This is a genomic window from Paraburkholderia sediminicola (assembly GCF_046027825.1).
In the GTDB taxonomy this organism is placed as follows: domain Bacteria; phylum Pseudomonadota; class Gammaproteobacteria; order Burkholderiales; family Burkholderiaceae; genus Paraburkholderia; species Paraburkholderia sediminicola_D.
This window is the reverse complement of sequence record NZ_JAQQDU010000026.1, coordinates 45,781-68,010: the sequence shown is the minus strand read 5'-3', so window position 1 is coordinate 68,010 and position 22,230 is coordinate 45,781. Positions and strand designations below refer to the sequence as shown.

The 22,230-nt window shown below is 61.2% G+C and carries 20 protein-coding genes and 2 pseudogenes; 7 read left to right on the top strand and 15 right to left on the bottom strand.

Going from position 1 to position 22,230, the window contains the following annotated elements; translation table 11 throughout:
* Positions 1-79: 79 nt before the first annotated feature.
* On the top strand, positions 80-937 hold the full coding sequence (locus PQQ96_RS16430; RefSeq protein ID WP_408293624.1) for a polysaccharide deacetylase family protein: 858 nt from the start codon (positions 80-82) through the stop codon (positions 935-937).
* A 71-nt stretch (positions 938-1,008) separates the two neighbouring features.
* Here PQQ96_RS16430 and PQQ96_RS16425 read toward each other — a convergent pair whose 3' ends face one another.
* Both PQQ96_RS16425 and PQQ96_RS16420 read right to left on the bottom strand, forming a co-directional pair.
* Complete coding sequence (locus tag PQQ96_RS16425; RefSeq protein ID WP_408293621.1) at positions 1,009-2,421, bottom strand: DUF2252 domain-containing protein; 1,413 nt, start codon at positions 2,419-2,421, stop codon at positions 1,009-1,011.
* A 72-nt stretch (positions 2,422-2,493) separates the two neighbouring features.
* A complete protein-coding gene (locus tag PQQ96_RS16420; protein WP_408293618.1) occupies positions 2,494-3,507 on the bottom strand; it encodes a hypothetical protein in 1,014 nt (337 codons plus the stop codon).
* A 343-nt stretch (positions 3,508-3,850) separates the two neighbouring features.
* Between PQQ96_RS16420 and PQQ96_RS16415 the strand changes: the two genes are divergently transcribed.
* Entirely contained in the window at positions 3,851-4,534 is a 684-nt protein-coding gene (locus PQQ96_RS16415; protein WP_408293701.1) for a Pr6Pr family membrane protein, read from the top strand.
* Positions 4,535-4,912: 378 nt separating this feature from the next.
* Here PQQ96_RS16415 and mctP read toward each other — a convergent pair whose 3' ends face one another.
* Positions 4,913-6,394, bottom strand: coding sequence for a monocarboxylate uptake permease MctP (gene mctP / locus PQQ96_RS16410; RefSeq protein ID WP_408293615.1), 1,482 nt, complete (start codon positions 6,392-6,394; stop codon positions 4,913-4,915).
* Positions 6,391-6,588: a DUF3311 domain-containing protein gene (locus tag PQQ96_RS16405; protein WP_007177944.1), complete on the bottom strand. Its 198-nt coding sequence runs from the start codon at positions 6,586-6,588 to the stop codon at positions 6,391-6,393. The genes mctP and PQQ96_RS16405 overlap by 4 nt, the downstream gene beginning before the upstream one ends.
* 243 nt (positions 6,589-6,831) lie before the next feature.
* Here PQQ96_RS16405 and PQQ96_RS16400 point away from each other — a divergent pair, with 243 nt between their 5' ends.
* The 3 genes from PQQ96_RS16400 (at position 6,832) to PQQ96_RS16390 (ending at position 9,529) form a co-directional block, all read left to right on the top strand.
* Positions 6,832-8,241, top strand: coding sequence for a cache domain-containing protein (locus tag PQQ96_RS16400; RefSeq protein ID WP_408293614.1), 1,410 nt, complete (start codon positions 6,832-6,834; stop codon positions 8,239-8,241).
* Positions 8,242-8,243: 2 nt separating this feature from the next.
* Positions 8,244-8,891 carry a response regulator gene (locus PQQ96_RS16395; protein WP_408293611.1) on the top strand — a complete coding sequence of 216 codons (648 nt, stop codon included), beginning with the start codon at positions 8,244-8,246 and terminating at the stop codon, positions 8,889-8,891.
* A gap of 95 nt (positions 8,892-8,986) precedes the next feature.
* The gene (locus PQQ96_RS16390) at positions 8,987-9,529 is read left to right on the top strand and encodes a hypothetical protein (protein WP_408293609.1); all 543 of its coding nucleotides are present in this window, start codon (positions 8,987-8,989) and stop codon (positions 9,527-9,529) included.
* Positions 9,530-9,600: 71 nt separating this feature from the next.
* On the opposite strand, the gene PQQ96_RS16385 is transcribed toward PQQ96_RS16390, so the two are convergent.
* The 10 genes and pseudogenes from PQQ96_RS16385 to PQQ96_RS16340 all read right to left on the bottom strand — a co-directional run bounded on the left by PQQ96_RS16385 (position 9,601) and on the right by PQQ96_RS16340 (position 20,449).
* Positions 9,601-10,839: an HlyD family secretion protein gene (locus tag PQQ96_RS16385; RefSeq protein WP_408293606.1), complete on the bottom strand. Its 1,239-nt coding sequence runs from the start codon at positions 10,837-10,839 to the stop codon at positions 9,601-9,603.
* Positions 10,840-12,384: an efflux transporter outer membrane subunit gene (locus PQQ96_RS16380; RefSeq protein WP_408293603.1), complete on the bottom strand. Its 1,545-nt coding sequence runs from the start codon at positions 12,382-12,384 to the stop codon at positions 10,840-10,842.
* A gap of 143 nt (positions 12,385-12,527) precedes the next feature.
* Positions 12,528-13,424 (bottom strand): annotated as a pseudogene (locus PQQ96_RS16375) (glycosyltransferase family 2 protein); the annotation flags it as partial.
* A gap of 10 nt (positions 13,425-13,434) precedes the next feature.
* Positions 13,435-15,012 (bottom strand): DHA2 family efflux MFS transporter permease subunit, encoded by a 1,578-nt coding sequence (locus PQQ96_RS16370; RefSeq protein ID WP_408293600.1) that lies wholly within the window; start codon positions 15,010-15,012, stop codon positions 13,435-13,437.
* Entirely contained in the window at positions 15,009-16,349 is a 1,341-nt protein-coding gene (locus tag PQQ96_RS16365; RefSeq protein WP_408293597.1) for a glycosyltransferase, read from the bottom strand. The genes PQQ96_RS16370 and PQQ96_RS16365 overlap by 4 nt, the downstream gene beginning before the upstream one ends.
* Positions 16,350-16,358: 9 nt before the next feature.
* On the bottom strand, positions 16,359-16,928 hold the full coding sequence (locus PQQ96_RS16360) for a methyltransferase family protein (RefSeq protein ID WP_408293594.1): 570 nt from the start codon (positions 16,926-16,928) through the stop codon (positions 16,359-16,361).
* A 137-nt stretch (positions 16,929-17,065) separates the two neighbouring features.
* Positions 17,066-17,905, bottom strand: a pseudogene (locus PQQ96_RS16355) (alpha/beta fold hydrolase); the annotation flags it as partial.
* 567 nt (positions 17,906-18,472) lie between these two features.
* Positions 18,473-18,958, bottom strand: a complete 486-nt coding sequence (locus tag PQQ96_RS16350; RefSeq protein WP_408293591.1) for a hypothetical protein — start codon at positions 18,956-18,958, stop codon at positions 18,473-18,475.
* A 22-nt stretch (positions 18,959-18,980) separates the two neighbouring features.
* Positions 18,981-19,775: an H-NS family nucleoid-associated regulatory protein gene (locus tag PQQ96_RS16345; protein WP_408293588.1), complete on the bottom strand. Its 795-nt coding sequence runs from the start codon at positions 19,773-19,775 to the stop codon at positions 18,981-18,983.
* A gap of 179 nt (positions 19,776-19,954) precedes the next feature.
* Positions 19,955-20,449 carry a hypothetical protein gene (locus tag PQQ96_RS16340; protein ID WP_408293585.1) on the bottom strand — a complete coding sequence of 165 codons (495 nt, stop codon included), beginning with the start codon at positions 20,447-20,449 and terminating at the stop codon, positions 19,955-19,957.
* A gap of 107 nt (positions 20,450-20,556) precedes the next feature.
* On the opposite strand from PQQ96_RS16340, the gene PQQ96_RS16335 reads away from it, so the two are divergent.
* Both PQQ96_RS16335 and PQQ96_RS16330 read left to right on the top strand, forming a co-directional pair.
* Positions 20,557-20,847 carry a hypothetical protein gene (locus PQQ96_RS16335; protein ID WP_408293583.1) on the top strand — a complete coding sequence of 97 codons (291 nt, stop codon included), beginning with the start codon at positions 20,557-20,559 and terminating at the stop codon, positions 20,845-20,847.
* 53 nt (positions 20,848-20,900) lie between these two features.
* A complete protein-coding gene (locus PQQ96_RS16330) occupies positions 20,901-21,137 on the top strand; it encodes a hypothetical protein (protein WP_408293580.1) in 237 nt (78 codons plus the stop codon).
* Positions 21,138-21,147: 10 nt separating this feature from the next.
* Here the strand turns inward: PQQ96_RS16330 and PQQ96_RS16325 are convergent, their stop codons facing one another.
* Complete coding sequence (locus PQQ96_RS16325; protein WP_408293578.1) at positions 21,148-22,221, bottom strand: DUF6765 family protein; 1,074 nt, start codon at positions 22,219-22,221, stop codon at positions 21,148-21,150.
* Between the last annotated feature and the right edge of the window lie 9 nt (positions 22,222-22,230).

Below are 22,230 nucleotides of genomic sequence, written 5' to 3'. Positions count from 1 at the left end.
GTATCGTTTGCCGTTGCGCGCCACGCGCGCGATTCAGGGCCTTCCCAGGAAGGAGGCAGGAAGACAGGAAGCACGCTTTATGAATGAACCCTTCACGCCGCCGCAAGGCGGTGAGATCACGCCGCAGCGCCGCTGGCGGCGCACCAGGTACCCCGCGATGCTAACGGCCACCGCTGCATGGCACGTGTTGGTGCTGGCCGGATGCCTGCTGCTACCTTCCGCATGGCCGTGGTGGCTGGCCGCGATCTTCGCGAATCACGCTATTTTCACCGTGGCCGGTCTGTTGCCGCGCAGCTCGCTGCTGGGTCCGAACTGGACGCGCCTGCCCGCTGACGCGCGCAACGCAGACGCAATCGCACTGACCATCGACGACGGTCCTGACCCGGTCGTCACCCCGCAAGTGCTCGATCTGCTCGACGCCTTCGACGTGCGCGCCACCTTCTTCTGTATCGGCGCGAAAGCGCAACGCTACCCGGAACTCACACGCGAAATCGTCGCGCGCGGCCATGCGCTGGAAAACCATTCGCAGGTCCACGTGCACACGTTTTCGGTTACGTTTCCGGGCGCACTCACGCGCGAAATCGAGGCTGCACAGCGCACTTTCGAGGCATTGAGCGGCGAGCGCCCGATGTTCTTCCGCGCCCCGGCGGGGTTGCGCAACATTTTTCTCGAGCCCGTGCTGCGCAAACTCGATTTGCGGCTCGCGGCATGGACGCGGCGCGGCTACGACACGCGCGAGCGCGATCCGCAAGTCGTCGCGCGCAGGCTGCTCGACGGTCTTGCCCCACGCGACATTCTGCTGCTGCACGACGGCAATGCCGCACTCACCATTGCGGGCAAACCGCTGATACTCACTGTCCTGCCGCGCGTGATCGACGCGGCACGCCACCGGCACTTGCGCTTCGTGACGCTGCGTGAAGCACGTATCGACGACTGAAACGAGCGCCCGTTCCGCGTGGCTCGCTCACTTACACGCGCCGAACCACGCCAACACCACGCCCACCTCGATTAAACGCGGAAATCCGCCGCCATGTCTTCGTCCGAGCGCGCCACGAGCTCGCCACTGCGACAAGCCTTCAGGAACACGTCGTAATCACGTTCCACCTGATCCGCGTAGCCGGTGGCATAGCCGGTGAGCGCTTCCGCGAACTGGTCGCCACGGCCGATGTACGCGCTGACTTCGATTGCCTGGCCACTCGCCTTGGCATGCGCGCGCGCCATGATCCAGCCGCAGAGTTTCGCGTAACCTTCCAGCAGGTCGGTGTCGAACAACTCGATGTTCGCCGACAGTTTCATGTCGCGCAGTTGCCGGAAGTAGAAATGGCGCCCTAACGGTCCGCTTGCCCAGCCGAGAAAAATGTCGCTCGCCGCCTGCAGCATGCGCTGCCCGCGAACCACCCGCTCGCCCTCGTGCTTGAGTGACGGCGATTTGTAGTACTGCGCGACCACCGACGGGCGTGCCTCCTTGATCTGGATGAACAGCGGCTTGCCCATGTGATCGACATTCAACAGCACGAGACAGCGCGTCCCCACGCTGCCGACGCCCACCACCTTGAACACCAGGTCCTGTGCCGTGAAATGACTGAGCAGTTCACGCCGGTCGTGCGACAGCGTTTTCAGGTAGTCGCCCCACATGTGTTCGAGCATCTTGCGCCAGTTGGCCCCTCTGTACGCTTCGGTCTCTTCCGGCGTGAACAGCGTGTTCGCGCCCAGCACGTGAAACAACGACGGTGGCGCATCGCGGACCGTCCAGTGGTCGCCGTCGAACTCCGCCATTTTCTCCAGCAGGCTTTCGTGGGTACGGCTCGCCGCTTTCTCCATGCCGCGGCGCACAATGCGGCGGCGCTCCGGCGTCAACGCCGTTTCGGCCATCAGATCGAAGGTAATGCGGTCGTACCAGAGTTCGAGCGCACCGCACTGCGCGTATTGCGCCATGCGGTCGCGGTATTCGGTGGCGGCAGTCATCACCAGATGCTCGGCCGTGCCGCGACTCAGACGCATGTGACGCGCGGCGACCACGAGGCTCGCGGTCAGACGTTTCAGGTCCCATTCGAAAGGACCGGTCGCGACTTCGTCGAAGTCATTCAGATCGAATACGAGTTGACGCTCCGGCGTTGCGAAGCCGCCGAAGTTCATCAGATGGCCGTCGCCGCATATCGGCATGGTGAGGCCGGTGTCCTGGATCTGACTCAGGTCGTGCGCCTGAATGATCGCTGTGCCGCGAAAGAAGGTAAACGGCGACACGGCCATGCGCCCATAGCGCAGCGGCACCAGATTGGTAACGCGCCCCTCGCTGCTTTGCTTAAGCAATTCGATCGGGTCGCGATGCAATTCTCCTACCGTACGATGGCTCGAACGTTTCGAATGCTCACGGGCGGCACGGCCACGGGCTTCCCGTTCGGCGATGGTGCTGGCTTTCATGCTCCTCTCCGGTTTTTGTATGAATCTTTGCTATCGGTTCTAGAAGACTGCTTCTGCTGGCACAGTGAGCCATTACCAACGGTAGCCCACACCGCCGAAAATCACATCTGAATCGCGATCATAGCGTGTCACGACACGATTCCATTCAATCCGCGCATCCCAGTGATCGGTCAGGCGATACGAGCCGGCGATCGTGACGAGGCCAGAGAACTTCCCGGCGCCCGGCCCCGGCGACTCGCTATTCTCGTTTTCGTTGATCGCATAGTAAGCGCCAAGCCCGAGCCCGAGCGTGACCTTATCGTCGAGGAAGGCACGCGTCGCCCACAACTGGCTGGTCAAGCCATCGCGTCGCGCCACCTTGCTACTGCCTTCGTGCAGATAACCGACCGTCACGTCGAGGTACTTCGCGAGGCCACGCCGATACTCGATCGCGCCGCCCAGCGCACTCGGCGAACTGGTCGAATTGACGATGGTTTTGCCGAGGTACACCGCCACTTCGTTGTTGGTGACGTTGTGCGTACTGCCGCTCGCCCAGTCGCGTGGACCGGGGGTGCCGGGGGCATCGAGCTGATAGCCGACGCCGAACATCACGCTGGTTGAATCCGGCCCGTGTTGCACTTGCACGCGATTCAACTGCAGTTGGGTGATCCAGCGGCTCGATGCGTAGTACGCGGCGCGCACGCTATACACGACGCCCCAGCCGTGCGTGTTCGAATAACTTCCGCCTTGCTCTGCGGTAGTGGTATCGAAGTAACGATACGGACCGACGCCCGCCTGCAGAACGAACTGCGGACTCCCCACCGGAATACGGCCCCACAGCTGGACCATCTGGCCATCGCGATGATGGTCAGGAATGTGTCCTTCGTTGAGCCACGTAAAGCTCGCGGCGAAGTATTGCCCGAGCCCTTCCTGATAATTGAATGCCCATGTATAGGTGTTCGTGTTGGCCGCGCGCGAGCCGCCACCAAAGAGCGAAAATTCCTGAGCGTGAGCCGCGTTGGATCCGGCGAGAAAAACAACGCAGGCCATGCCGGAAGCCGCCTTGATTGCCAGGCTACGGTTAGGCGCAGAATTCAAAAACCCCATACAGTCGCATCTCCTAATAACTCTCCGTTGCTGCCGGCATTCGTGATTCGGCGGGAATACCGGATCACGGCCCTGAACGCTGCAACCGGCAACCGTTACAAATCGCTTGCCATGCTAGCAGACCAGTCGGTAAAAATGTTGTCTCATGCATTTTGAATAGACAAGCCATTCAGCGACGTCGTTAATCGACGAGCCCGTGAAAACCCGGGAATGATTGCAGCTTCAACTACTGGCCGACATGCAAACAAAATGACCGGAATTCAATGCGACAGATGAACTGGTTGGCGCGTCGATATTCTTGTACTTGCTGCAAAGCGAATGGGGAGTGTATAAAATCGTTCGAATGCGCCCTGCCCCTTCTCAGCAACATGAGCCTGAGCTTCCGCTCCACACGCCCAGCGTCTCGTCGGTGACGCTGGCGGCCGTCATTGCCGTGATCGCCTGGATTTCCCTTGTCGCACAAGCCAATTTGACGATCGATCGTACGCTTGCCCGTGGGCTTAGCGTGCTCGATGGGATTGCGCGAATGAGCAGTTACCTCACCAATTTAACGGTATTGATTTGCGCGGTCTGTTTTACATGCGTAGCGCTACGCGGGCGCAGTTCGGCGATTGTGCGTTTTTTCCGGCAGCCTACTGTCGTGACCGCTGTCGTTGTCTACATGGTGTTTGTGGGAATCGCCTACAACCTTCTTCTGCGCGGGTTATGGTCGCCTGCGGCTTATCGGCTGCTGCTCAATGAGTCGATGCACAGCGTATTGCCTGTGCTCGCGGCGCTGTACTGGGTCCTGTTCGTGCCACGATTTCATCTGCGGCTACGGCATGGTTTGCTGTGGCTGGTCTATCCCATTGCGTACCTCGCCGTCACCTTCTGGCGCGGGCGCTTATCGGACTTTTACCCCTACCCCTTCATCAACGTCGACGTGCTTGGCATCAGACATGTGGTCGTCAATTCCGCCCTATTGTTTGGCGGTTTTGTGATGTTGATGGCGATATTCGTGGGAATAAACTTCCGGCGTAGACACTGACAAAAAATACACCGCTGCACCGCCATCGCACGTCGACAGAGACAGAGACAGAGACAGAGACAGAGACAGAGACAAAGCAATCAATGGTTTGTGAAGTACCCATCGGCGCGCGCAGCGCCGCCGGAAGAATGACAGCCTTGTCACCAGGGCGGAATGTGCGAGAACCCAGTTTCCAGATGCACCACTACCGCGGCTGCGCGGGGGCCCCACTTATGAGCTAGCGGGGTAAGCCGCTTTCTTTGCTTATCTTTCTTTGCGGCGGCAAAGAAAGTAAGTGCCGCCCCGCATAGGGGCAACACTAATAGACCACTAACAAAAGAAAAGGCCCACACCACCGAGTAACCATCCCCGACGGCACGAGCCATCCAGACATAAACTTCAAACCGCCGCCATAACCCTGCGCGGCGACAACACCGACACAACAAAACTAACCACAACATTAGCGCCCAACGCGATCAACCCAATATAAACCGGATAGACCGCACCCCCAACATGCAAGGCAAACACCGGCTTAAGCCCTTGCGAAATAGCCAACCCGGTCCCGAGCACAATCCCAACCAGCCACCCAAGAAACAACCCAGGCGTATTCAGCCGCCGCGTGTACAACGAAAACACAATCGCCGGGAAAATCTGCAAAATCCACACCCCACCCAGCAACTGCAAATCAATCGCATACTGCGTCGGCAAGAACACAATAAACAACAGCGCCCCAAACTTCACGACCAACGAAACGATCTTCGCAGTCGATGCCTCCGCCGCAGGCGTAATATTCGGCGAGACGAGAGGACGCCACAAATTCCGCGTGAACAGATTAGCCGCACCAATCGACATGATCGCGGCGGGCACCAACGCACTAATCGCGATAGCAGCAGCCGCAAAGCCGACAAACCACGACGGAAACAGCGTATTGAACAACGCCGGCACCATGTCAGACGCCGACTTCACATGCACACCGGCCGCAATCGCCATATAACCGAGCAACGCAATCAACCCCAGCAACAGCGTATAAGCCGGCAGGAAAATCGCATTCTTGCGCACAGTATTCGCCGACGAAGACGACAACACCGCCGTCATCGTATGCGGATACATGAACGCCGCCAGTGCCGAACCCAATGCAAGCGACGCATAAGCGGTGAACTGCGTTGGCTTCAGGATGATCCCGGTTGCGCCGCCCTTGGCCTTGAAATACGTATCGGCCGCATCGAACACATGCGCGTAGCCGCCGAGCTTCGCCGGAATCAGCCAGACCGCCGCGATCACGACGATATAGATCATGATGTCCTTGACGAACGCGATCATCGCCGGCGCCCGCAGGCCGCTTGCATACGTGTACAGCGCAAGAATCACGAAGGCGACGATCAGCGGCATTTCGCCGGTCACGCCGAGGCCCTTGATCACCACCTGCATACCCACGAGTTGCAACGCGATATACGGCATCGTCGCGATAATCCCCGTGATCGCGATCGCAGCCGGGAACCACTTACCGCCGTATTCGCCCTGCACATAGTCCGCTGCCGTGATGTGGTTCTTCGCATGGGCGATCTTCCACAGCTTCGGCATCACCGCGAACACGAACGGATAGACGATGATCGTGTACGGCAGCGCAAAGAAGCCATACGCGCCCACCGAATACACCAGCGCCGGCACCGCAATCACGGTATAGGCGGTATAGAAGTCACCGCCCACTAGGAACCACGAAATCACCGTGCCGAACTGGCGGCCGCCCAGGCCCCACTCATGCAATTGCGTCATGTCGCCCCGCTTCCAGCGCGCGGCAAAAAAACCGATCACGGTCACGAGCACAAAGAATGCGATAAAGACGGTCATCGCAATCGGGTTCACAGGATTCACATCGCTCATTTGACACCTCGGTACACAACGTAAATCAGTAGCGAGGTCAACGGAACCCACAAGAACTGATACCAGTAGAAAAACGGAAAGCCGGCGAACGAGGGGCGCGTGTCGTTATAGAACGGCAACCACAGCAACGCGATGTACGGGATCAGCAAGATAAGCCATAGCCATGAACGGCCGGCGGGTTGGGAGGTCTCCACGAACTTCTCCTAAGTCTATTATTGAAACCGCACGCCGCGACTTGTGGCCGGGCACGCGGAAAACCGGTTACCTGATATTAGACGGCAAAACCGCAGTTCGCTTTTTGCAGGGCACCAAAGCGCACCAGAAGGCGCGGGACGCTGCGGGGATGTAGTATTCGCCTTCGTGAGCGCCCTCACAAGCGCGCAACTACGTATGCCGGCTGCGTAATACTACGTAGCCCGTCGGCCGTCATTTCTACGATGAAACTCAAAGCAAAGATTGTCCTGCTGGCGATCGTGCCCTTTCTGGCGGCCATCGCCAGCATTGAAATCGGTGTACGCCGGGAAGCCACGGCGCTCGCCGAGACGCAGCACGCAACCACCCAGGCCGCGTACATGGCCAGCAAGGAAATCGAACTCAAACACTACGTCGAGCTCGCGACCACGGCGATCGCCCCGCTCTACAACGCGGGCGGCGACAACGCGCGCGACGATGCGATGCTGCGCACCCGCGCGCTCGACATCCTCGCGAAAATGGATTTCGGCAAGGACGGCTACTTCTTCGTCTACGACATGCACGGCCGTTCGCTGATGCATCCGCGCGAGCCCGACCTCGTCGGACGTGATCTGTGGACGCTGCGCGATCCGCAAGGCACGCCGACGATCCAGCAACTGCTCGCCGCGGCCTCGCGCGGCGGGGGTTATGTGCGTTACGTGTGGCATCGTCCGTCGACGGGCAAGCTCGCGTCGAAACTCGGCTATGTGGTGCCGCTCGAACGCTGGGGCTGGATGATCGGCACCGGCATCTATCTCGACGATGTCGACGCCACGCTCGCCCACATCGATCAGGGCGCGGCGGTCAATATCGATCGCACGATGCAGTGGATCGATGCCATCGCGCTCGCCGGACTCGCCGTGATCGCCTTGTGCGCACTGGTGCTCAACGTCACCGAATACCGCAGTGCCGATGCAAAACTGAAGCGGCTCGCGCAACAGGTGGTCGAGTCACAGGAAAACGAACGGGCACGCCTGTCGCGTGAATTGCACGACGGCATCAGCCAGATGATGGTCTCCGTGAAGCTGCTGCTCGAATCGGCGTTGGCGCGTTTCGAACGCAGCGACGTGCGTGTGCCTGCAGCGGAAGCCGCCCTAACGACCAGCGTTGCGCGCATTGGCGATACTTTGCGTGAAGTGCGCCGCATTTCTCACGCGCTGCGCCCGTCGATGCTCGACGACCTCGGGGTCGCGGCCGCGCTCGAGCAACTCACTCGTGAGTTGAGCGACGAGTCGGGTATCCAGATCGGTTTCACGCAGATCGCCCACACCCATGCGGCGTCTTTGCCGGACGCGGTGAACACAGTGCTGTTCCGTATCGCCCAGGAAGCGCTGACCAACATCGTGCGGCACGCCCACGCGTCCAGCGCCGCATTGACGCTGGAAATATCGAACGACGCCGTCACGCTGACCATCTCGGACAACGGGTGCGGCTTCGACGTGCCGCATGCACTCGTCAGTCCACATGCGGGCGTGGGTCTGCGCAATATGCGCGAGCGGCTGGATGCACTGGGCGGCAAGCTGTCGCTCAGCTCGCAGGCCGGTCATACGATCGTGACCGCGCGCGTGCCCGTGGTAGCGCCTACGCTTCAATCGTCGGCCTTGCAGGAAACCTGACTATGAACGACATCTCACTACCCATCGCACGTTTGGTTCTGATCGACGACCACCCGCTTGTACGCGACGGTTTGCGCGCCCGGCTCGAAGCCGTGCGCAACATCGAAATCGTCGGCGAAGCGGGCAACGCACAGGAAGCGCTCTCGCTCGCCGCCAGTCAGGAACCTCATCTGGTGCTGATGGACGTCGGCATGAACGGGATGAACGGCATTGCGCTGGCCGGCATGTTTCATGAGCGTTTCCCGGCGATACGCGTGCTGATGCTGTCCATGCACGACAACCTCGAATACGTGACCCAGGCGGTGCGCGCCGGGGCCAGCGGTTATGTACTCAAGGACTCGCCCGCCACTGAAATCATCCAGGCGATCAGCGCGGTGCTGGAAGGCAAGACGTTTTTCAGCGCAGGGCTGGGCGCGCGATTGATTCAGGCTTCGGCGACGCAATCGCCCATTGAACGGCTCACACCAAGAGAGCGCGATATTCTCGATGCGCTCGCGGAAGGTCTCTCGAGCAAGCAGATCGCTCAACGCAACGACCTGTCGGTGCGCACAGTCGAGACGCATCGCTTGAATCTGAAACGCAAGCTCGATATTGAAGGGCAGGCCGAGTTGATCAAGTTCGCCGTCGAGAATCGGGGTAAGAGCCGGTAAGGTCCCGAGCCGCCGCTGCATAATCTCCACTACGTAGCCGAGAATCTAAACCGTCGACCCGTCTCGCCACGCTCACAATCCCGAAGCCTAAGACGATGAAACGCCTGATCCAACAGCGCCTGGCGGTCCTGCTGATCTGCATGGCCGCGACGCACGCCTATGCCGAAGCGCAGCGCGTCAACCACGGCCACGACCCGTTCTTTCAGATCTCCCAGGCGATCAGCGACTGCCCGGTTCCCCTAGGCCCACTCGAAACCGAACAGGAATGGCTGGACGATAGTCATTACCGGATCGAGCGCGGCAATAGCTGCTGGGTGGAGGGCCGTTGCCGTCTGTCGAACGCGTACCTCTACGACGCGGAAATCGCCGACGCCGTCCAACGGCGTCTCACCAATATTAACTACGCTACCCACTGGCGCGAGCAGTCGACGCTGTGGCTCACACTGCAACGCCGCTTCATTTACGTGCAAGGCTGCGTCGCGCCCGGCTTCGACAAACAGACGTTCCTCGCGGAACTCGCGAAAACCGCGGACGTCGATCGCGTGATCGACGACACCACAACCAACCCGCACGCGGCGTCACTCCCCTACAGAACGCTCGCCGATCCGGATAAACCGGTCATTGATCCGGGCAACTAGCTGGGCAACTAGCCGCGCATCATGCCGTGCTCGCCGCGAATCAGAACCCAATACGGCTGTGAGCGTGAACGCTAGTCAGCGGCACCGCCCCGATCGCTATTCTCCCGAATGATTTGCGCGATCAACGCATCGGCATCGCGCGAGACGTTATCGTGAACGCGGGTACTTTGGGTGGCCGCCGTCGTATCGTTGCCGATCAGATGACCGCTACGCAGATGCGTATCCACCGACACCTGCATCGACAGGCCCAACCGCAACGGATGCGCCGCGAGTTCGGCCGGATCGAGCGAAATCACGATCGGCACACGCTGTACGATCTTGATCCAGTTACCAGCCGCGTTCTGCGAGGGCAGCATCGAGAACGCGCTGCCGGTGCCCGCCGAAAAGCCCTCCACGCGCCCGCGATACACCACCTGCGAGCCGTATACATCCGACACGATGCGCACCGGCTGTCCGACGCGCATGCTGCGAATCTGGCCTTCCTTGAAGTTCGCCTCAACCCACAAACGCTCGAGCGGAATGATCGACATGAGCGCCAACCCCGGCCCGACCTGCTGGCCGATCTGCACCGAACGCTGCCCGACCGTGCCGTCGACGGGAGAAATGACGGTGGTGCGCTGCAGATTCCGATAAGCGAGCCGCAATTGCGCGGCAGCTTGCAGAACCGGCGGGCTGGCTTCGACCGGGAATTTGCCGCCGAGCGCACGCGCGGCGTCGAGTTGGACTTGCGCTGAGGCAAGGTTCGCTTGCGCGACCGCCACTGCTTCGCGAGCGCGCGCCAATTCTTCCGGCGACACGACTTCGACCGACGCATGATCGCGCGCCGCCAGCGCACGCTGCGCCAACGCGAGTTCGGCGCGGCGCGCGTCGATCGATTGCACGTAGAGCTTGCGCGAGATCGTCGCGTTCGCCACCTGGCGCACGGCTAAGGTCAATTGCGCTTTGGCCTGCGCGAACGTGGCGGCCGCTTCGGCATCGTCGAGTTTGACGAGCGGCTGACCCGCGCGCACCTGCCGCGTGTTGTCCACCAGAATATCGGTGACCGTGCCGGGTATCTGCGCGGCGATCTGCACGATGTTGCCCGCGACGTAGGCGTCGTCGGTCTCCTCAAAGAAGCGCGCGCTCAAACCCCAGTACGTCAGCCACGCCACGCCGGCGAGCGCCACCACGCCGAAGAAAACGGCAAAACGGCGCCGCCGCGCCGCCCGTTTCGAATCGTGCGAGTCGTCCCTTATGCTTGCCGCGTTTGCCGGGTTCGCCTGCTCCTCGGTCCAGCCGGCGGCACGCTGTGCCTGTTTATCGTTGTGCATTCAATCGAAGTGCGTGTCCGTGATGCGTGCGTGAGAGGGAAAGGTGGTCTGAGTCTGATAGTGAGAAATCGGTGCACCGGCCACCTTGCGTACGTCGAAGCCGCCACCGAGCGCGCCAACCAGCGCGACCTGAAGCATTCTGCGGCGGCCCTGCAAATCGACTTGCTGCGCGCGTTCGTCGAGTAAGGACAGGTCGGCCAGCGTCACGTCCTTCTGCATGCCGATACCGCGCCGATGCCGCTCCTCGGCAATCGCGACGATGCGCGAGGCCGCGTCCACCGCGCGAGTCTGCTCGGTGGCAAGCGTATCGACCGTAAGCAAGGAAGTCAGCTGGCGCGCGACCTCGCCGAGCGCCTCGTCGACGGTCTTGTTGTAGAGGCTTACCGCGGCGTCGACGTTGGCGTAATCGCCGCCTAGTTGCGCGCGCAACCGGGTCCGGTCGAAGATCGGCAAGGAGATCGCCGGCCCCACCGAACCGGTCATTGCCGCGCGCGAGAAAAGCGCGGCGGGCGTCAATGCTGTCAGCCCGGCAAAGGCCACCAGGTTCACGTCGGGATAGAACTGCGCCCGCGTGGCGTCGATATTGGCGAGCGCCGCTTCGGCCCGCAAACGCGCCGCCACAATGTCGGGCCGGCGGCCCAGCAGGTCGACCGGCAGTTGCGCGGGCATCGGCGCATCGGCAGCCGCAGCCAGTTGTGGACGATGCAGCGACAAACCCTGCTCCGCGCCGCGCCCCGTCAGCACGCCGATCTGCAACTCGGTCAGTTTGATGCGCTCGTCATTGAGCGCCTGCTGCGAAGCGAGCCGGCTTTGCTTGAGTGTGGCATCGGCTGCGTCGTACGCGTTATCGAGGCCGCGCGCACCGCGCTCGCGCAACACCGCATCGACGCTATCGGCGGCCTGTTGCTTTTGCAGCAGAATGTCCTGCATCGCAAAGGCGCGGTCGAGCTCACAGTAAAGCGTCACGAGCGCGACCGTCAGTGTGAGCCGCGCCTGCTCTGCATCGACGCGCGCCGCATCGCGCGTGGACAGCAGGCTGCCCGTCAGCGCGGCATTCTTGCCCCACAAGTCGAGCTGGTAGCTCAAGCCGGCGAACAGCGCGGCCGGCGAGACCACCGGATCGTTGAACAACTGCACCGGAATCTGCTGGCCGCCCACGGATACGTTAGCCACGTCGTCCGGCTGCGGCAAACGGGCCTTGCTCACGGTTGCGCCTGCGGTACCGGTGAGGCCGGTAAGCGAAGCGAACTGTTCGAGTTGCGCCTGCGCGGCGCCCACCCTCGCCTTGGCGATCTGCAAGTCGGGATTGTTCTGCAACGCCTCGGCGGTCAATTCATCCAGTTGCGGATCGCGGTAGCGCTTGACCCAATCGGGCGCGGGCCATGCGCCGTTCGCGCCGGGCCCGATGGTCTGGAGAAGTGCATCGGCGGATGGTTTGATCGGCTTGACGTTGGTGTGCAGACCCGAATCGCTCACGCAACCCGTCAGCGCCGCAGCAATCAGCAGCGACGGCAGCAGCAAGGCACGTGGCATAGGGAATTGCATAAACTGCCTCATGAGTGCCGGGTACGCGGCATTACGCGCTCACCTGCCACCGGCGTGTTCATCTCGCCGAGCCTCGCCGTGTTAGGCGCATCAGTCGCGCTGACCGCATTAGCGGCCTTAGCTATTTTGGCCGCGAGACGCGGACGCATGCGCTCGAGCGGCCCCATCCGTCCGAAGAACCCATCGAAAAGGCCCAGCGCAATCGCATGGAGCTTCGCCAGCTTGTCTTTTTCCAACAGCACGATCTGCACGATTTGCCAGAGCGTCAGCACGTTCGGCACAATCGCCACCGGCAACCGTAGTCCATATTGCAGCGCCAGTTGCATTGCGTTTCGCGCGCTGTAATAGCGGCGGAAACTGGGGTGATTCATCGTCGTCAATTCTAGAGAACCCAGTTTGTGGCGGCGCCGCGAGCCGATCCGATGCAGCAGTACGAGTGACGGCACCACGTACACGGGCACATTGTTCAGCAACGCACGCAAGCAGTACTCGGTATCGACATGGTCGATAAAGAGCGTTTCGTCGAAACGGCCGAGCCGCGCGAATGCCTCGCGCGAGATAACGCAGCCGGATGAAATCAGAAAGGCACAGCGCTGCAATGCCGCGTCTGTGTGTATAGGCAGCCTCTCCACCGTGAGGCCGCTCGTTGCGAGTTCGGGCAAAAAGCGCTGATCGTTTTCATCGAAGATACGCGGGCCGGCCAAAAACGCCCGGCCGCTCATCGACGCGCACCGGTCGCGCATCACCGTGAAATAGCTGGCCGGCGTCTCCGAATCCTGGTCAAACAGCGCAACCGCATCCGCGCCTGCATCGAACAGCGCGCTCAAGCCGCAATTGAACGCGCCGGCAATGCCATTGCGATTGCCGTGATGCAGCAACTCGACACCCGCCTCCCCCAGCATCATCGCAGCGCGCGCGTCGGGCAAGGGCGAGTTGTCGACTACCCGTAAGCGGTCACACGCCGAGCGCATCGCCACCGCACGCGCAAGCTGCGCCTCACTCGGATGAAACAGGATGATCAATGCACCCAGGATCGTCATTGGAAGCTCCTCAGTGACCTAAAGCCATCGCCGCGCCGCGCTTCGGACGCGTGAGCCACATCATCGCGGCGAGCACGAGGCAGGTAATGCTCGCCATGTAGAACATGTCGCCGGTCGCCATCATGTAAGCCTGCTGCTGCACGACGTGATGCAAAGTGGTGAGCTCGCGCGCGCCGTCAATGCCCATGCCGTGCAGACTCTGAACGAAGCGCTGCGTGTTGCCGGACGATTTCGTCACGGATTGCGCGACGACGTCGTAGTGATACAGCGCGCGGTTATCCCATAGCGTGACGCTCATCGCCGTGCCGAACGCCGCCGATAGCGTGCGCAAAAAGTTCGACAGGCTGGAAGCCGCAGCAAGCTTATCGTCGGATACGCGCGAGAGCGTCGCCGCGGTCAACGGAATGAAGAAGCACGGCAAGCCGATACCCTGGATCAAACCTGGCGTGATGATCTGCGTGAAGGTCATGGTCAGCGTGAAATGCGCGTCCCACCACAACACGGCCGCGAACACGAGAAAGCCGAACGTCGCGAGTACACGCGCGTCGAAACGGCCCGCATAAATGCCCACCAGAATCGAGAACACCAGCGCGAGCACGCCGAGCGGCGCGGTGGCGAGCCCGGCCTGGTACGCGGTATAGCCCATCACGGCCTGCAGCCAGAGCGGAAAGATCACGCCGACCACCGAGAAACTCATCATGCCGAGCGAAATGATCAGCACGCAAAACGAAAACGTGCGGTCGCGGAACAGGCTCAGATCGATCACCGGATGCTTTTCGCCCGCCTCCCAGATCAGCAGCGACACGATCGCCAGCCCGGCGACGATCGCAAGCGTCAGGATCAGAGGCGAATCGAACCAGCCGCGATCGTGACCGAGATCAAGCACCGTTTGCAGCGAGCCGACGCCGATGACCAGCAGGAGGATGCCAGGCAGATCGATCGGCGCTGCCTTGGCCGCGGACGCGTCGGGGCGCAGCAGCGTCATGCAGACCGCGAACGAGAAAATGCCGATCGGCAGATTGATCAGGAAGATCCACGGCCACGAGAAATTGTCGATGATCCAGCCGCCGACCACCGGACCGAAGATCGGCGCGAGCAGCACCGTCATCGCCCACAGCGCCAGTGCCACGACACGCTTATCCGGCGGAAAGGTACGCAGCAGGATAGTTTGGGAAAGCGGCACCATCGGCCCGGAAAAGAGCCCCTGCAATGCCCGGCAGACCACTAGCAGGTGAAAATCGCCGGCCACGCCGCATAGCAGCGACGTCAAGGTGAACAGGATCACGGCCCCGAGGAACAGCCGCGTTTCGCCGAGCCGCCGCGAGAGCCAGCCCGTCAAAGGCACGGCGATGGCGGCGGCCACGGAATACGAGCTGATCACCCACGTGCCCTGACTGTTGGACACGCCGAGGCCGCCGGAAATAGCCGGCACCGCGACGTTGGTGACCGTCGAATCCAGGACTTCAATGAATGTGGCCAGCGACAGCGCGAACGTCAGCAAGGCGAGCCGCGCGCCGCGCATGCGGGGTACGCCACGCTCGTCGCCAGGACTGACGCTCTGCGCCTCGTGAGCCGACGCGGCGCTCATAGACTATGTCCGCTGCCGGCTAATGCCAGCGAAAGCGTGCGGTCGACGGTTTGCGTGCGCACACCGGTTCGCATGAGACCTTCGATATAGCGTGCCGCCGCCTCGCATCCATCCGGCGACGACGCGAGCCGGTCGTGCATGCGCCCGCACTGCGTCGCGATTGAGGGACTGCCGAGCACTTGCTTCAATGCGCGCGCGAGCGCCTGCGGCTTCAGTGGGCTATCGAGCCGAACACCACAACCGCTCACGACGACACGCTGCGCGTTATCGAACTGATCGTGCGCGAATGGCGTCACCACTTGCGGAATACCGGCGGCGTACGCCAGCGCGGCCGTGCCGATGCCGCCGTGATGCACCAGCGCGCGGCAACGCGGCAACAGCTTCTGCAGCGGCACGTAACGCCGCTTGAGCAGCACGTCCTGCGCATCTGCACGCGCACCCGCCTGAGCGGCGGCTGTGCCGGCTGGAGGCGCATCCGGCGTCAAAAGAATGCCGCGCAGCCCACTTTCCATCAACGCCGCGCTCACCGCATTCGTATAACGATCCTGATCGATCAAGGTCGAACCCGCTGTGAACACCACGGGCCGCTCGCCGGCGGCGAGAAAAGCCTCGAGTTGTGGATCAGACGCGTGCGCGCCCGTATCGTTGAACAGCGGAAAACCGCTGACACAGCGCGGCGCCGGCCAATCCGGCTGAGGCTGCGCGAACCATTCCGGAAAGAGACACAGCACGCCGTCGGTCGAATGCAGCCACTTGCCGAAAATGCGACGCACCGGTGCGAGCGCCAGTTCCGCACGCACCGCATTCAACGCGGGGCCACAGACCTTGTCGAGCGCCTGCCGCTCGATCAGCCGCAGCAGCGCCGCTTTTATCGCCAGCGGTAAGCCACGCGGAATGGTCAGCCGCGGATGCGTCGGCGGCGCATACGCGGAGAGCAGGGTCGACGGCGACACCTGCACCGACACGAACGGCACGCGGTACAACTCCTGCATCAACCGGGCGGAGAAGGCCCACAACGTGCCGACCATCACGGTATCGTTGTCGATCAGCGCAGTCAGCGCGTCGAAATGCGGACGCAGAGTCGGTGCAATCACCGCCCACAAGGTCCGGAACGACGTACGCGGATGCCATAGCGCCGGGTTCGCCATCGCCGCTTCATAGTCGGCGGCGGTGCCGATCGGCACGAACGCGAAGCCCTGGCGCGTGGCAGCCTCCGCGAACGGCGGATGCGTGCAGAAGACGATCTCGTGGCCGCGCGCAGCCAAGGCCGCGCCGATGCCGAGCAAAGGATGCACGTCGCCCGCCGAGCCGATCGCGGTGATGATGACTCTCGTCATGCGCGCGGCTCAGAAAAGACCGGGAATCAGCGCGGCGACGTCGCGACGATACTGCGAATACGCGCGGCCGAAGTAACCGGTCAACCAGCTCTCTTCGACCCGCACTTTGTAAGCCAGCGACGCGAAAATCAGCAATAGCCCCGCCACGCCACGCCATTGCGCGCCGATCAGCACGGCCCCCAGAAGCGCCAGCAGGCAGCCGGTATAGATCGGATGACGAACCACTCCATAAGGCCCGCTGCGCACCAGTTCATGCCCTTCCTTCAGCGTGACCGACACGCTCCAGTTGGTGCCGAGATGCAGCCTCGCCCACACGGAAAACGCCAGGCCGGCCAGTAGCACGGCGAAGCCGGCAAGCTGCAGCGGCCCGATCGCATGCGGATCGAAGGACAACGCCGCCGTGTTGAAGTCCGGCAGCACGATCAGTGCGCCACCACCTATCAACGGAATCGACTGCAACGTGCGCGACAGCGACGCCTCTTTGCGCGCGGTCTCCTTGACGCGGTTCGCCGTTGCGACCCAATACAGCAGCCACAGTGCCCACGGTACGACAATGGCGATGCTCTGAGCGATATTCACGGTAGTTCGACCTGTTGGAACGAGTGATCGGCGGTGGCCTGCAACGCGACGTTCGCGACGTTTGCAATGGCGGGTTGCGGCACCGGCATGATGAGCGAACGGGCGGCGAACGCATCGAAACCGTCGAGCGCACGGCCGGCCGCCTGCACCGGCGCGGCGCCGAAGTAATCGAAAATCGCCGTCTTGACCTGGCGCAACGCGGCCCGGCCTTCGAGATCGAGGAAATGCCCGGCCTGCTCGATCGTGAGAAACTCGGCGCGCTTCAGATGCGCGCTGAGCGAGCGGGCGTCCTCAGGCGTGGTGTAGTCGTCGAGCTCACCGTTGAGGAATTTCAAACCGCACTCGATGTTGCGGAACTCGTGCAGATAGTCCTCTGGACGAATGGCCAGAATCTGGTCGACGTGAAACGCCACCTGCTCCTGCTCATCGCGCGGCAGCGTAGAGAGGTAGCGATAGTTGTAGAGCTTCATGATGCGCGGCAGATGCTGGCCAACGGTATCGTTGAGCAGTTGCGCGGCCTTCAGATTTTCGCCGGCGGCGATGTGATCGCGTGCCGCGGTCACGTACGCGGTCATCGCCGCGTTGAGCCGCGGCGAGAATGACGCAATCACCGCGCGCCTCACGCTGGTGCGCGCCCGCGAGAGCGCAAGCAGCGACGCCACCCCGCCCCACGACACCGACAACAGGAAGCTCGGCTCGAATAAGCCTATTAGATGCAGCAGAATGTCGACTTCATCGTCTTTTGTAAGGACGAAGTCGCACACGTTATGCGCTTTCGATTGACCCGCGTAAGGTAAATCGAAACAAATTGGGTTATAGCGTTCACCGAGGTATTTGATTGTCTGTCCGAACGACGCCGTGGTGGCCAGCGCGCCGTTGATCAGAATGACACTCTCGAAGGCCGGATCGAATACGTGACGTTCAACGTAGACTTTCAGGCCCGCCGGTAGCGGAACAAGGAGTTTTTCGATGGGCATGGCGTATTCGCATGCACTTGCACAAAGCAAATGCGTACCGATACCGCGCCCGCGCTTGCGGACGCCTTGCGGCCGTACTACCGGGGATCAGGCCCATGCGATTTGCCTTTGCGCCGGCAAATCCGATCCGCGACGACCGCTTCTGCACCGAAAAACATGCATCACTCGACGTGATACCTGCCTGCTCTCCGTGACGCGCGCCTGAACTCAGGTTCGCTTCAATCGAGCGTTCGATGCCTCGTAATATATTTATATGTAATTTCGATAACGTTGCTTCAATCGCTACCGCACGCCATTCGTTGACGCCAGTCTGCCCGCACTGCGTGAAGACTTCATGTCAATATACGATGACGGAAAGCTTTTTAACATGTTTCAAAATTAAAAGCCAAAAAAATCATTAGGCATATGTTCGAAATGGCCAAGAGAAATCTTATTGAAAGGAAACAGCGTCGCGTTGTGCAGCGATAGCAATGGATCGCCCGCAACGCTGCACAAGCGAGCGTTGGGGCAATGGAACAGGACTGGAAAGAAGCGGCTACACCAACACGGCACTGACCGCTCGCAAGACTAACGAACCAGTGCGAATGCTTCCCGGCTGGCGATCTCACCTGCGCCATACACGCCGATCACCGTATAGTCCGACGCCACGCATTCGAACGTCGAGCCTTGGAACGTGATGACAAAATGGCGCTGTGCGGACCCGGGCGAAGTGACGGCCGAAATCTCGGCGGCCAGCGACGAATCCATCACTTCGTGAACCGAGTACCCACTGAGTCCTTGCGACGCGAGTGGATGGATCTCGAGATCGGCATCGCCAGGCGGCCCCAGCCGATGAAACACGGCGTCCGGAAAGAGCACCGTGCAACAGGGATCGTCGTCGGAATCGAATGGTCCGAACCGCTCGAAGTCGGACTCAGCAATCGGATAAGCCAGAATCACCCGGCGGTCGCTGGCGACGATGAAGGGTTCGGCGGCGTCGGCGGCCGGATGAGGAACGGCGTCCAGCAGGACGACATGGTCTTCCTGCTGGGGTGAGTCGAACGTACTAGTCATCTACTTCGCGACTCCGTTGCACTCACGCGCCGGCTTGCACCGTTGAGGTTTGCGGCGCTGCGGCAGCGCTCGTCGCGCCGGCCTTGCGACCCGGCGCTTTCTTTGCCGTGGCGGTTTTCTTCACGGCAGCCTTCTTTGCAGTGGCTTTCTTCGCCGCCGGTTTGGCAGCGTTTTTCTTTGCCGCTGCTTTTTTAGTCGCCGCCGTGCCCTTCTTCGCAGCCGGTTTGGACGCTACTGCATTTTTCGCCGTCACGACTTTCTTGGCAGCGACAGTGCCGGTTGTCGCGGCGCTATCGATCAGAAATTTGGTGCGGTCTTTGACCGTTGCAAGCCATGCCGGTGCCGGACCGCGCCCACTCCAGGTGGCGCCGGTTTTCGGATTGAGGTACTTGGGCGGCTGCGCGCCTTTAGGCTGACCTTTGCTTGCGCTTTTGGCGTGAGTGACGACTGCCTTCGCTGCGGACGTCAGTTCGCTTGCACCTTCAATCAGGAATTGAGTCCGGTCTTTCACGGCGGCAATCCAGGCCGGCGCACGCCCGTGGCCTGTCCAGGTCGCGCCAGTTTTATTGTCGCGGTACTTCGGAATCGACTTGCCTGCGCCAGTGGCTTTTACCTTGCCACTTGCAGCACGCCCATTCAAGGCGTGCGCGGCGCGCCTCGCTTTTGCCTTTGCTTCGATATCCGCAGTAGTCAGGCCGTGCTTGAGCATCAACTCCCGGATCTGGTCGACCGCGGCTTGTGCTTTCCTGGCAATAAGGACGTCAGCTTGCGCCTGGAGCTTCTTAAGCTTTGCTTGGATTTGCTCTAACGTGGGCATTTGATTGCTCCTTATGTGGTAATCGATCGAACTATGCCATGAATAACGCGAGAAAGGCAGATCTATGTGGCTATAAAGACACCAAGTCTACTCGGGAACACATCCCGTGGAGTACGAACCGTTCGAGTCCACTACTCGATAGCCGTATTCTTTAGTCTTTTCGTTTACTGGTTGTCCGCTCAAGCCGGAGTAAAAACGACAACCTGGCGGTCAGCGATATACCTCACGCTGCGCATGAACCGGTACTGTTGATCGTCGGCGGTTATCCGATTGAGTCCCAACTGTGTCAATGCCAGCATCTCGTCGGCCTGAAAAGCGGCCACGACGCCGTGATCCGTTAAATCCTCCAGAGCGCCGGAGGGATTGCCGACGTACACACTGCGCACCTGCGTGCCGATCCGCATCAGAACCACGCTTTCTCCTTCATCGAGCGCCAGTTCGAGATAGCCGGCAAGCGTTCGTAATGAATCCGGCGTACAAGCTTGGGCCTGATAGATCGCAGCGTTCGATGGCGTCATTTCTGTTTCCCCGTCACCCACATCAAAAGAGACCGGCCGCTGTGCAATGCGGCAATAGTTGCTTCTACTATAGGCAAGCATCCGGAGATTCAAAGGGTCGCTGCTCTTTTTTTTAGCTGGTAATCCCACGTTACCAATCTCGCAGCGCTGTTTCACCTGTGTCCGGATCGCCCTTCTACACTCCGAACCGTAGTCAGAAACAAAGCAGTGGCAAACCGGTAGCAACCGGATGCATCGCACCTGAATGTGGAAGGAGAAGGGAAATGAACAAGAAGATCGTTGGCGCGGCACTGGGTCTGGCATTTCTGGCGGCATCGTCAGTGGCATCTGCGCACGTGGATGTGGCTGTCGGAATCGGTATTCCGGTCGGCGTCTATGCGCCGCCTCCTCCGGTCTATCTCGCACGACCGGTCGTCTACGGTCCGGCGCCGGTCGCGGTGGCCTATGGTGGCTACAACGGTTGGCGCGGGCGCGAGTGGCGTGAACAGGAATGGCGCCGCGAGCAATGGCGCGAGCACGAATGGCATGACCGCGGCCACTGGCGCGGCTATTGAAATGGCGCGCAGAAACGTCACTTCCGAATAACTTAATAGCACGGTACTTTCAGATGAAAGCGGGTTTTATCAAGGCCGCCCTCGCGGCGGTCGTACTGAGCTCCGCCGCAGCGGGCACGGCAAATGCGGCCGGTTGCATGAAAGGCGCAGTTGTTGGCGGAGTCGCCGGCCACTATGCCGGGCACCACGCAGTAGTGGGCGCGGTGGGCGGCTGCCTGGTGGGAAGACATATTGCGAAGAAACAGGCGGAAGAACGGGCCGCGCAACGTCAGCAAGTGAGGGCGGAATAGCCCGGCTTCTTTACGCGATCCGTAGTCCGCGCGCCGGCAGAATTTCCTGCGTCACCACGAAACGGTGCTCTTTGACGGCGTCGTGAAAGCGCCGGTAGTCACTTTTCTCAAAGACATCGCTCCACTGGGGGCGGTCCCCGCTGTCGTCGTCGGACCGCAAACCGGTGGCGTTGTATTTCCAGGAGCCGAGCCCCTTGGGTACATAGTCCGGAATCGATTCTTCCAGGCCAGGAATGGCACCGGTTTTCACCATTTCGCAAATGGTCTGCAGGCGCTTGTTGTCGTCAAGGTTCCGATTGGTGTCGAGAAGCTTTGTGAGCGCGGCTTTTACATCTTCCGGCAGACCAGGCTGGTATTCGAAATCTTCCCGCCCCGCGACGTAAGCGCGCACCGCGCGACAAGTCATCTCGGCCGCCTGCATGAATTCCGGCAGATTGTGTCTGTTCACGCGCACATTTCTGCCGTCGACGTAATGCCACTTCGCCCACGGCTGGTCGGGATAGTGCAAGGCGGCACCGTGGCCGACGGGCAGCGCAAGCGTCAGTACATCTTCCTCGATGTGCTGGACCAGATGCCGCGTGGCGCGGGTAAGGTGGGCGAACCAGCCTTCTCGCGTGCAATCTTCCGCCTCCAGCATATGGACACGGTTCGTCCGGCTTTCGATACCGGCGAAACCCTGGTGGGCCCACGTATCGACGTACGTGTGAAGCGTCACACCCAGGCGGTACAACGCCGTGTCGGTGCCCCGCTGCCGGATCGCGCGGCGAACCACCTCGCGAGCAACGGCGCTATCCGCCCGGCACACCGCCTTATCGTCGAGCGTCTCCCCAACGCCCGCGGGCAGAAAATGAAATGGCGCCCACACCAGCCGGTTCTGGTCGTTTTCCGTGTTGGTATAGTCGAATAGCTTGTGCGCGGTGGCAAAGCGCTCGAAAGTCTCGCCGCCCGAAAAACGCAGTATTCCTGAAGTGGTCGCGTCGTCGACATACTGGCAGGCATGCGCCACGGTGAGTGCATCGCTGGCCGTCATGCCGCCAATGCGGGCGACGATATAGACCACACCGTAATGAAAGTCGATGTTCATGACAGGCGC

Bases quoted from the DNA above. Each gene is read 5' to 3' on its own strand.
- PQQ96_RS16330 (WP_408293580.1), top strand. From the start codon at position 20,901: ATGAAAGCGGGTTTTATCAAGGCCGCCCTCGCGGCGGTCGTACTGAGC.
- PQQ96_RS16385 (WP_408293606.1), bottom strand. From the start codon at position 10,839: ATGCACAACGATAAACAGGCACAGCGTGCCGCCGGCTGGACCGAGGAG.
- PQQ96_RS16390 (WP_408293609.1), top strand. From the start codon at position 8,987: ATGAAACGCCTGATCCAACAGCGCCTGGCGGTCCTGCTGATCTGCATG.
- mctP (WP_408293615.1), bottom strand. From the start codon at position 6,394: ATGAGCGATGTGAATCCTGTGAACCCGATTGCGATGACCGTCTTTATC.
- PQQ96_RS16345 (WP_408293588.1), bottom strand. From the start codon at position 19,775: ATGCCCACGTTAGAGCAAATCCAAGCAAAGCTTAAGAAGCTCCAGGCG.
- PQQ96_RS16335 (WP_408293583.1), top strand. From the start codon at position 20,557: ATGAACAAGAAGATCGTTGGCGCGGCACTGGGTCTGGCATTTCTGGCG.
- PQQ96_RS16430 (WP_408293624.1), top strand. From the start codon at position 80: ATGAATGAACCCTTCACGCCGCCGCAAGGCGGTGAGATCACGCCGCAG.
- PQQ96_RS16425 (WP_408293621.1), bottom strand. From the start codon at position 2,421: ATGAAAGCCAGCACCATCGCCGAACGGGAAGCCCGTGGCCGTGCCGCC.
- PQQ96_RS16415 (WP_408293701.1), top strand. From the start codon at position 3,851: ATGCGCCCTGCCCCTTCTCAGCAACATGAGCCTGAGCTTCCGCTCCAC.
- PQQ96_RS16350 (WP_408293591.1), bottom strand. From the start codon at position 18,958: ATGACTAGTACGTTCGACTCACCCCAGCAGGAAGACCATGTCGTCCTG.
- PQQ96_RS16395 (WP_408293611.1), top strand. From the start codon at position 8,244: ATGAACGACATCTCACTACCCATCGCACGTTTGGTTCTGATCGACGAC.
- PQQ96_RS16380 (WP_408293603.1), bottom strand. From the start codon at position 12,384: ATGCAATTCCCTATGCCACGTGCCTTGCTGCTGCCGTCGCTGCTGATT.
- PQQ96_RS16365 (WP_408293597.1), bottom strand. From the start codon at position 16,349: ATGACGAGAGTCATCATCACCGCGATCGGCTCGGCGGGCGACGTGCAT.
- PQQ96_RS16325 (WP_408293578.1), bottom strand. From the start codon at position 22,221: ATGAACATCGACTTTCATTACGGTGTGGTCTATATCGTCGCCCGCATT.
- PQQ96_RS16400 (WP_408293614.1), top strand. From the start codon at position 6,832: ATGAAACTCAAAGCAAAGATTGTCCTGCTGGCGATCGTGCCCTTTCTG.
- PQQ96_RS16420 (WP_408293618.1), bottom strand. From the start codon at position 3,507: ATGGGGTTTTTGAATTCTGCGCCTAACCGTAGCCTGGCAATCAAGGCG.
- PQQ96_RS16370 (WP_408293600.1), bottom strand. From the start codon at position 15,012: ATGAGCGCCGCGTCGGCTCACGAGGCGCAGAGCGTCAGTCCTGGCGAC.